Raw genomic sequence first — 8,445 nt, 5'->3', positions numbered from 1 at the left:
CTTCGGGACGAGTTCGCCGCGACGCCCCCGCAGGTACACGGCGAGGCCTCGGCGGCGCCGAGCGGGCTTGGGGGCGGGGCGTACCCGCCTGGGCCGGGCACGGCCCGCCAGGCGGACGAGCCGGGCGCACTGGGGGACGTTCCCCTTGTGGCCGGCGAACGGTCGGTGGACGGGGCGCCAGGCCAGGAGATCGTGGTCATGCAGAAGGTCGTGCGGGGCGACCATGTGCGGCATTACCTGGAGGGCGGGTACGACCTGGTCGCCGGGTACGTGCACCGGTTCGAGGACGTGCGGGGGCTGGGCACTCCGGCGGCGGTCGTGCGGGCGCTGGGGCTCGTGTACGAGGGGTCGCCGTTCAGTCCGGCGGACGAGGAGGTGTTCGTCATCCGGTGGGCGGCGGTGACGGCGCCGTTGTTCCGGCGGCCGCTGGGCGGGATCGACGAGTGGAGCATGGGGATCGTCCCGGGCGGCTGGGTGATCGAGAAGGCGCCGTTCCCGGGGTCGGGGTACGCGCCGGGCGAGGGCCCGTCGATCCCGGAGTTCAAGATCGAGAGCCAGCGGCTGCCGCACGGGGCGGAGCTGTACCGGCTGGACGCGCAGGGCGCGGAGCGGCTCGTGGCCGTGTTCGACGCCGATCTGCGCAGGTGGCACGTGAAACTGCCGGGAGGACGGGCATGATCCGGCTCGGGTACTACGCGGGGTGGCGCGGCGGCGAGTTCGAGGCGAGCCCGGACGGGGATCTCGTGCGGCTGTACGCGGAGCGGGAGGCCGAGGGGTTCCGGCAGATCTCCGCCGACCGGTACCTGCGGGTGGTTCCGGCCGTGGAGATCGACCATCTGCACTACGTCAGCACGCGGTGCGTGTGGCGCGGGGAGCCGTTCGTGGTGCTGGGCGAGCAGGACGGCTGGCTGCGGGTGGAGTACGCGGGCGGGAAGGCGCCGGTGGCGGAGCGGCTCGGGCTGGAGACGTTCGACCGGGGCGTGTACCAGGCGTGGGCGTCGCGGCACGAGGTCGAGGACGTCCGCGAGGAGATCGTCTGAGAAGGTCGAGGCATGGCGGTCATCGACATCAACGCCGACCTCGGCGAGGGGTTCGGGATCTGGGAGCTGGGCGACGACCTGGCGCTGCTGGACGTGATCACGAGCGCGAACGTGGCGTGCGGGTTCCATGCGGGCGATCCGCTGATCATGCGGCGGGTGTGCGCGGCGGCGGTGGAGCGCGGGGTGACGATCGGCGCGCAGGTGTCGTACCGGGACCTCGCCGGTTTCGGCCGACGGGAGATGGACGTCGCGGCGCCGGAGCTGACGGCGGAGGTGCTGTACCAGCTGGCGGCGCTGGACGGGATCGCGCGCACGGAGGGCGGACGGGTCGCGTACGTGAAGCCGCACGGGGCGCTGTACAACCGGGTGGCGCGCGACGCGGTGCAGGCGCGGGCGGTGGCGGACGCGGTGCGGGCCTACGATCCGTCGCTGCCGCTGCTGACGCTGCCGGGTTCGGCCGTGCACGAGGTCGCCGAGGGGCTGACGGTGGTCGCGGAGTGCTTCGCCGACCGCGCGTACACGGCCGCGGGGCGGCTGGTGTCGCGGCGGGAGCCGGGTGCGGTGGTGCACGACGCGGACGAGGTCGTGCGGCGGGCCGTCCGGATGGCGGTGGACGGCGGCGTGGTCGCGGTGGACGGCGCTGACGTCGCGTTGGACGCGCGGTCGATGTGCGTGCACGGGGACACGCCGGGCGCGGTGGCGCTGGCGGGGGCGGTGCGGGCGGCGCTCACGGACGCGGGCGTGGCGCTGGAGCCGTTCGCGTGAGGGTGCTGCGGGCGGGGGACGCGGCGCTGCTGGTGGAGGCGGGCGATCTGGCGAGCGCGCACCGGCTGAACGCGGCGCTGCGGGACGCTCCCCCGGCGGGCGTGGTCGACGTGGTGCCGGGCGAGCAGACCGTGCTGGTGATCACCGAGCCGGGCACGGACATGGAGCGGCTGGCCGGGGCGCTGCCGGGCCTGCGGCTGCCGGACGACGCGGCGGCGGGCGCGGAGCCGGTGGAGATCCCGGTGGTGTACGACGGGGCGGATCTCGGGGAGGTCGCGGACCTCACGGGGCTGTCGCGGGACGAGGTCGTGCGGCGGCATTCGGACGCCTGGTACACGGTCGCCTATCTGGGGTTCTCGCCCGGTTTCGGGTATCTGACGGGGCTGGATCCGGCGCTGCACGTGCCGCGCCGGGAGTCGCCGCGCACGGCCGTCCCGGCGGGGTCGGTGGCGGTCGCGGGACGGTACGCGGCGGTGTATCCGTCGCGGTCGCCGGGCGGCTGGCGGCTGCTGGGGCGGACGGCGGCGGTGCTGTGGGACGTCGAGCGCGATCCGCCGTCGCTGCTGCGGCCGGGGACGCGCGTCCGGTTCGTCCCCGAGGGGGTGCGTTGATCGAGGTCGTCCGGCCGGGGCCGCTGGCGACCGTCCAGGACCTCGGCAGGCCCGGCCTCGCGCACCTGGGCGTCCCCCGGTCGGGGGCGGCGGACGAGCGCGCGCTGCGGCTCGCGAACCGGCTCGTGGGCAATCCGGAGGGCGCGGCGGGTGTCGAACTCACTTTGGGCGGGGCGGTTTTACGTTTTCACCGGGCGGCGTGGATCGCGGTCACGGGTGCGCCCCTTGCGCTGCGGATCGGGGGACGCGGGTACGGGACGAACGCGCCGTGCCACGTTCCGTCCGGTGCGAGCGTCGAGTTCGGTATGCCCGGGTCGGGTCTGCGCAGTTATCTGGCTGTGCGGGGCGGGCTCGCGGTGGGGGAAGTGCTGGGGAGCCGTTCGACCGACCTGTTGTCGGGGCTCGGCCCAGCGCCACTACAGGCCGGTGACCGGCTTCCCTTGGGTTCGGTTACGAGACTTGACCCGATCACCGTGGACGTCGCTCCAGGTTCGTCCTTTCCGGAGACGCCGGTACTTCGGGTCTTGCCCGGCCCCAGGGACGGCTGGTTCGCGCCGGACGCGCTGCGCACGCTCACGTCCGCCGTGTACGAGGTGTCGCCGGACAGCAACCGTGTCGGGGTTCGCCTGGACGGTCCCGCGCTGCGACGCTCGCGCCAAGGGGAACTGGGCAGCGAGGGGATGGTCACCGGGTCGGTGCAGGTGCCGCCCAGCGGCCTGCCCATCGTGTTCCTCGCCGACCATCCGACGACCGGCGGCTACCCCGTCGTCGCGGTGCTGGCGTCGGCGTCCGTCCCGGACGCCGCGCAGCTGCGCCCGGGGCAGCGCGTCCGGTTCGGGAGTTAGGTGAGCGGGGTGGGCGCCGACCAGTCCAGGTGCGAGACGTCGTTGAATCCGCGGATCTGCACCATGTCGCCGAGCCGCACGAGCTTGGAGATCGACCCGTTGTCGGCGCTGAGGAACGCGAACGGCCGGGAGCCGGTCACGGCGGCGAGGGCCTGCGCGATCACGCCGCCGTGGGTGAACACCGCGATGCGCCCGCCCGCGTGCTTCGCGGCGAGCCGGGTGAGGCTCTCCTCGATCCGCGCGGCGAACGCCTCGGAGTCCTCCGCGCCGGGGATGACGTCCCAGCGCTCCTCGGCGAACATCCGCCGCACGAGTTCGTCGTTCTCGCCGACCTTGCGGCGGAACGTGCCGCCCTCCCACTCGCCGAGGTGCACCTCGCGCAGGCCCGGCTCCACGACGGGTTCCATGCCGAGAAGGCGGGCGAGCGGCGCGGCCGTCTCGTGCGTCCGGCGCAGCGTCGTCACGTAGAGGGCGTCGAAGGTCTCGTCGCGCAGCCGCTCGCCGACCTGCTCCGCCTGCTCCCGTCCCTCCGGCGCGAGTTCCGGGTCGCCCTGCCCGTCGAGCAGCGGGTGGGGGGCGTCGGCGCGGGCCGGCGCGGACGCGCCGTGCCGGATGAGCAGCACCTCCGTCGAACCGTCGGGGGCCTTGTACCGTGTCTGCCGGTATTCGACCGGCTCATCCCGCTCGTCCACGATCCGAACGATAACGTCCGTCCCGGTGCCCGCGCCGGGCGGCCCGCCGGTCAGGCGAGCGCGCCGCCGTCGATCTCGAGGACGGTGCCGGTGACGAACGACGCGCCGGGGCTCGCGAGGAACGCCACGCCCGCCGCGATCTCCTCGGGCCGCGCGTACCGGCCGAGCGCGTTGAGGCCCCGCTGGAAGTCGGCGGTCGGCCCGTCGGCGGGGTTCATGTCGGTGTCGGTCGAGCCGGTCCCGACGACGTTCACGGTGATGCCGCGCGGGGCCAGGTCGCGCGCCGCGCCCTGGCTGTAGCCGATGACGGCGGCCTTGGTCGCCGCGTAGTCGGCCACACCGGGCGAACCGGTGCGCCGGGCCAGGTTCGACCCGATCGTGATGATCCGCCCGTCGTCGGCCAGCAGCGGCGCGGCGGCGCGGACGGCGGCCACGACGCCGTGCACGTTGACGTCGTAGATGCGGTCGAACTCCGCGGCGTCGCCGCCCTGCTCGGCGATCGACCCGTAGGCGATCACGCCCGCGTTGTTGACCAGGACGTCCAGCCGCCCGAAGTCGGCCGCGACCGTCCGGACCAGCTCCCGGACCTGCGCCGGGTCCGCCAGGTCGGCCTTGTAGGCGCCGCCGCGGCGGCCCGCCGCCTCGATCTCGCGGACGACTTCCTTGGCGCCGTCCGCGGACGCCACGTAACCGACCGCGACGTCCGCGCCGCGCCCGGCGAGTTCCCGGGCGATCGCCGCGCCGATGCCCCGCGACCCGCCCGTCACCAGCGCCACCTTGCCGTTCAGCTCCATGACCGCCTCCAATTTTGTACCGATCGGTATTGAAGGCGACCATATATACTGAGCGATACACAATGCAACCGAGGAGGACTCCGATGCCGACCGGACGCCCCCGCGCGTTCGACGTCGAGGAGCGGCTCGACCGCGCCCTGGACGTCTTCTGGCGGCAGGGCTACGAGGGCACCGCCCTGTCCGACCTGACCGAGGCGATGGGCATCAACCGGCCGAGCCTCTACGCCGCCTACGGCAACAAGGAGGCGCTGTTCCGCAAGGTCCTCGACCGGTACACCGAGGGCCCGGCCGGATACGTCCGCGCGGCCCTGGACGAGCCCACCGCGCGCGCCGTCGCAGAGGCGATCCTCAAGGGCGCGATCGACGTCACCACGAGCGGCCCCGGCGGCTGCCTGCTCGTCCAGGGCGCGCTCGTCACCGGACGGCAGAACGAGGCCGCACGCCGGGAGATCGAGTCGAGGCGGCTCCAGTCGGAGAAGATGCTCGCCGGACGGTTCGAGCGCGCCCGCGCCGAGGGCGACCTCCCGCCCGGCACCGACACCGCCGCCCTGGCCCGCTACGTCTGGTCGGTCTCGTACGGCCTGTCCGTGCAGGCCGCGGGCGGCACCTCCCGGGAAGACCTGCTGCAGGTCGCCGGAACCGCGCTGCAAGCCGTCCCGGGCCCGGCGTCCGCCCCCGCCGGATCGCCCCCGCCCGCCTGACCTGCGGCTCGGGGCGTCCGGGGCCCGGCCCGGTCAGGGCAGGAGGGCGCGGATCCTCGCGCGTTCGGCGTCCAGGAGGTCGGCGGGGACGTCCTCCCAGGTCGTGACGGTCACGTCGCCGTCCTCGGGCTGCCAGACGCCCGCGACGCGGCCCTCGTGCAGGACGACCGGGGAGATCCATCCCGCGGTGCGGCTCACCTCGCGGCGGCGCTCGGCCGGAATCAGGTACGTCGCGCCCGTCCCGGCGCCGAGGACGTACTGGTCGAACGCACCCAGCAGCCGGACGGACGCCGCCGGTGCGGTGTCGAGCAGTTCGTCGCGGTGCTCGCGCGGCAGGGACATCGGGACGCCGTCCACCTCGACCGTGCAGAGCTCGTCGCCGAGGGCGGCGAACCACCCCCTGACGTCCTTCTTCCGGTTCGCCTTGCGCGAGAGCCAGTTGTCGAACATGTCGGGTGTCGCCGGGCCGTGCGCGCCGAGATACGCGAGGACGACCGTGCGTGCGGCCTCGTCCACCGGCGGCAGGCCCGCCCAACCGGGCAGCGCCCCCTCCGGGGACACGAACGTGACGCGCTTGCCCTGGGACGGGCCGTGGCACAGCACGCCCCACCAGGCGAGCGGCTTGAGCAGCGTGCCCCAGCCGGAGCCGAGGACCTCCCGCAGGTGCGTGGAGCCGGTGTCCTCGACGACGGCCCGGGTCAGCTCGTCGCGGGTCAGGACGGCGCCGCCCGCGAGCGCCCGGGCGGCGGCCGCGGCGATCGTCTCCAGGTCGGCGGGCGTCGCGCCGAACGTCTTCTGCCAGCTCGGCCGCTCCCAGTGCCGCGCGACGCCGCACAGCGCCAGGTACGCGGCGGCCTCGCCGGCGGGCAGCAGGTGCAGCGTGCCCCGCATCGCCCAGGTCTTGACGAGCGCGCGTTCGTCCCGCAGGGCCCGTGCGGCCTCGCCCGCCTCCGGGGACGCGCGCCGGACCGCCACGGCCAGCTCGGCGGCCGACGCCACCTGCGCCTGCACGCCGCCGAGGCGGCGCGCGACGTCCACCGCGGACGCCGCGTCCGGCCGGTCCACGAACTGCCGCCGCATCCGCCAGGCCAGCACCTGCGGCCACGTCACCGAGATCATCCCCCGATTGAACCGCACGCCCGCGACAATTCAGACGAGCCGGTGCGACAGCTCGGCGAACGCGTCGCGGACGTCCTCGGCGGTGAGGACGGTCAGGTCGGCGGCGGTCGCGGCCGACCCGAGTTCGGCGGCCCGCAGCGCCCGGCACGCGCACGCCTTCTCGTAGAGCGACCGGGCGAAGCGGCCGTTGCCGAGCTCGTCGATGCGGCCGGTGCCGCACGCCCGCTGGAAGACCAGCGCCAGATCGTCCAGGGCGCGGTCCTCCCACTGGTCGCCGCCCTGCTCGGCGATCAGCTGGGCGATGCGCAGCAGCTCGTCCGGCCCGTAGGACGGGAAGTCGACGCGGACGTCGAACCGCGACGCCAGGCCCGGGTTGGTCGCCAGGAACCGGTCCATGTCGCGGTCGTAGCCCGCGAGGACGACGACGAGCCGGTCGCGATCGTCCTCCGCGCGCTTGAGCAGCACCTGCACGGCCTCCTGCCCGAACGCGTCACCGCCCGAATAGCCCGGGTTGCTCAGCGCGTACGCCTCGTCCACGAACAGGACGCCGCCGAGCGCGGAGTCGACGACCTTGTTCGTCTTGAGGGCCGTCCCGCCGAGATGCTCGCCGACCAGGTCCGCGCGCTGCGCCTCGACGACCTCGGGACGGGCGAGCAACCCGAACGCCGCGAAGATGCGGCCGAGCACGCGCGCCACCGTCGTCTTGCCCGTGCCGGGCGGCCCGGTGAACACGAAATGCCTGGTCGGGGGGCGGGTGACCAGGCCCTGCTCCTGCCGCATCCGGGCGACCTGGAGCTGCGCGGCGATCTCGCGGACCTGCCGTTTCACCGGCCCCAGCCCGATCATCGCGTCGAGCGAGCCGAGCGCCTCCTCCAGCGTGGGCGTCTCGGCGTAGCCGCGGAACCGCTCGGTGACCTCGGCGAACGCGACCTCGACGTCCTCCGCGCGGATGGTCGTCAGGTCGTCGGCGCTGGGCCCCTCGCCCGTCCCGGACGACGCCGCGTCGACCACGCGGACGTCCCGCGCGCGCGCCGCCGCTTCCATCAGCGACCGGACGAACCGCCCGTTGCCGAGTTCGTCGACGATGCCGCGCCGCTCGACCTCCTCGAACCGCGCGGCGAGCCGGCGGCGGGCGTCGGCGTCGAGCCGGTCCTCGCGCCGGGACGTGTGCCGCTCGGCGATCCGCAGCAGTTCGTCCGGCCGGTAGGACGGGAACCGGACGCGGGTGCCGAACCGGGACGCCAGGCCCGGGTTGGAGTCGAGGAACTCGGCCATCTGCGCGTCGTACCCGGCGAGGATGATCACGAGGTTCTCGCGGTCGTCCTCGGCGCGCTTCAGCAGCGTCTGCACGGCCTCGTCGCCGAACCGGTCGGGCTGCCCCTCCCCCGAGTTGACCAGCGCGTACGCCTCGTCGATGAACAGCAGCCCGCCGAGCGCGGAGTCGATCAGCCGGTTCGTCTTGATCGCGGTCGCGCCGAGGTACTCGCCGACCAGGTCGGCGCGGTGCGCCTCGACGACCGTCGGCTCCGGCAGCAGCCCGAACGCGTAGAAGATCTTGGCCAGGACGCGGGCGACCGTCGTCTTGCCGGTGCCGGGCGGGCCGACGAACACGAAGTGCCGCATCGGCTTCTCGGTGGGCACCCCGGCGGCGGCGCGCAGGTGCGCGGCCTCGATCGACGCGGCGATCGAGCGGACCTGCCGCTTGACCGGCTCCAGCCCGACCATGCCCTCCAGTTCGGCGAGCGCCTCCTCGACCGAGATGTCCGGACGGTCGTCGTCCGCGCGCGCCCGGACGCGCGTCGGCCTCGGGGGCGTTCGCGGGGTCGGAGCCCCCCCCGCGGCGCGCTGCTCGTCGGCGGCCCCGGGTCGCGCGGGCAC

The 8,445-nt window shown here is 74.6% G+C and carries 9 protein-coding genes and 1 pseudogene; 6 read left to right on the top strand and 4 right to left on the bottom strand.

Annotated features, from left to right (window positions below):
* From BJF79_RS25900 to BJF79_RS25880, 5 genes and pseudogenes are all read left to right on the top strand, one after another.
* A pseudogene (locus tag BJF79_RS25900) lies at positions 1-678 on the top strand (hypothetical protein); the annotation flags it as partial.
* Positions 675-1,040: a hypothetical protein gene (locus tag BJF79_RS25895; protein WP_075901225.1), complete on the top strand. Its 366-nt coding sequence runs from the start codon at positions 675-677 to the stop codon at positions 1,038-1,040. The pseudogene BJF79_RS25900 and the gene BJF79_RS25895, both read left to right, overlap by 4 nt.
* Positions 1,041-1,052: 12 nt before the next feature.
* Complete coding sequence (locus BJF79_RS25890) at positions 1,053-1,805, top strand: LamB/YcsF family protein (RefSeq protein ID WP_075901223.1); 753 nt, start codon at positions 1,053-1,055, stop codon at positions 1,803-1,805.
* Positions 1,802-2,416, top strand: a complete 615-nt coding sequence (pxpB, locus tag BJF79_RS25885) for a 5-oxoprolinase subunit PxpB (protein WP_075901221.1) — start codon at positions 1,802-1,804, stop codon at positions 2,414-2,416. Before BJF79_RS25890 ends, pxpB begins: the two co-directional genes overlap by 4 nt.
* Entirely contained in the window at positions 2,413-3,261 is an 849-nt protein-coding gene (locus tag BJF79_RS25880) for a biotin-dependent carboxyltransferase family protein (RefSeq protein WP_075901219.1), read from the top strand. The genes pxpB and BJF79_RS25880 overlap by 4 nt, the downstream gene beginning before the upstream one ends.
* Here the strand turns inward: BJF79_RS25880 and BJF79_RS25875 are convergent.
* The gene (locus BJF79_RS25875) at positions 3,258-3,953 is read right to left on the bottom strand and encodes a histidine phosphatase family protein (RefSeq protein WP_075901217.1); all 696 of its coding nucleotides are present in this window, start codon (positions 3,951-3,953) and stop codon (positions 3,258-3,260) included. The two genes, BJF79_RS25880 and BJF79_RS25875, sit on opposite strands and share 4 nt — an antisense overlap.
* A gap of 50 nt (positions 3,954-4,003) precedes the next feature.
* Positions 4,004-4,747: an SDR family NAD(P)-dependent oxidoreductase gene (locus tag BJF79_RS25870; protein ID WP_075901215.1), complete on the bottom strand. Its 744-nt coding sequence runs from the start codon at positions 4,745-4,747 to the stop codon at positions 4,004-4,006.
* 83 nt (positions 4,748-4,830) lie between these two features.
* On the opposite strand from BJF79_RS25870, the gene BJF79_RS25865 reads away from it, so the two are divergent.
* On the top strand, positions 4,831-5,448 hold the full coding sequence (locus tag BJF79_RS25865) for a TetR/AcrR family transcriptional regulator (RefSeq protein WP_075901213.1): 618 nt from the start codon (positions 4,831-4,833) through the stop codon (positions 5,446-5,448).
* A gap of 33 nt (positions 5,449-5,481) precedes the next feature.
* Here the strand turns inward: BJF79_RS25865 and BJF79_RS25860 are convergent, their stop codons facing one another.
* Complete coding sequence (locus BJF79_RS25860) at positions 5,482-6,567, bottom strand: winged helix DNA-binding domain-containing protein (protein WP_075901229.1); 1,086 nt, start codon at positions 6,565-6,567, stop codon at positions 5,482-5,484.
* Positions 6,568-6,597: 30 nt separating this feature from the next.
* A partial coding sequence (locus BJF79_RS25855) for an AAA family ATPase (RefSeq protein WP_083733918.1) occupies positions 6,598-8,445 on the bottom strand: 1,848 nt, incomplete at its 5' end.

Origin of the sequence: Actinomadura sp. CNU-125, from assembly GCF_001942465.1 — a bacterium.
Taxonomy (GTDB): Bacteria; Actinomycetota; Actinomycetes; order Streptosporangiales; family Streptosporangiaceae; genus Spirillospora.
Note: the sequence above shows the minus strand (reverse complement) of the source record. Positions and strands in the feature narration are given on the sequence as shown.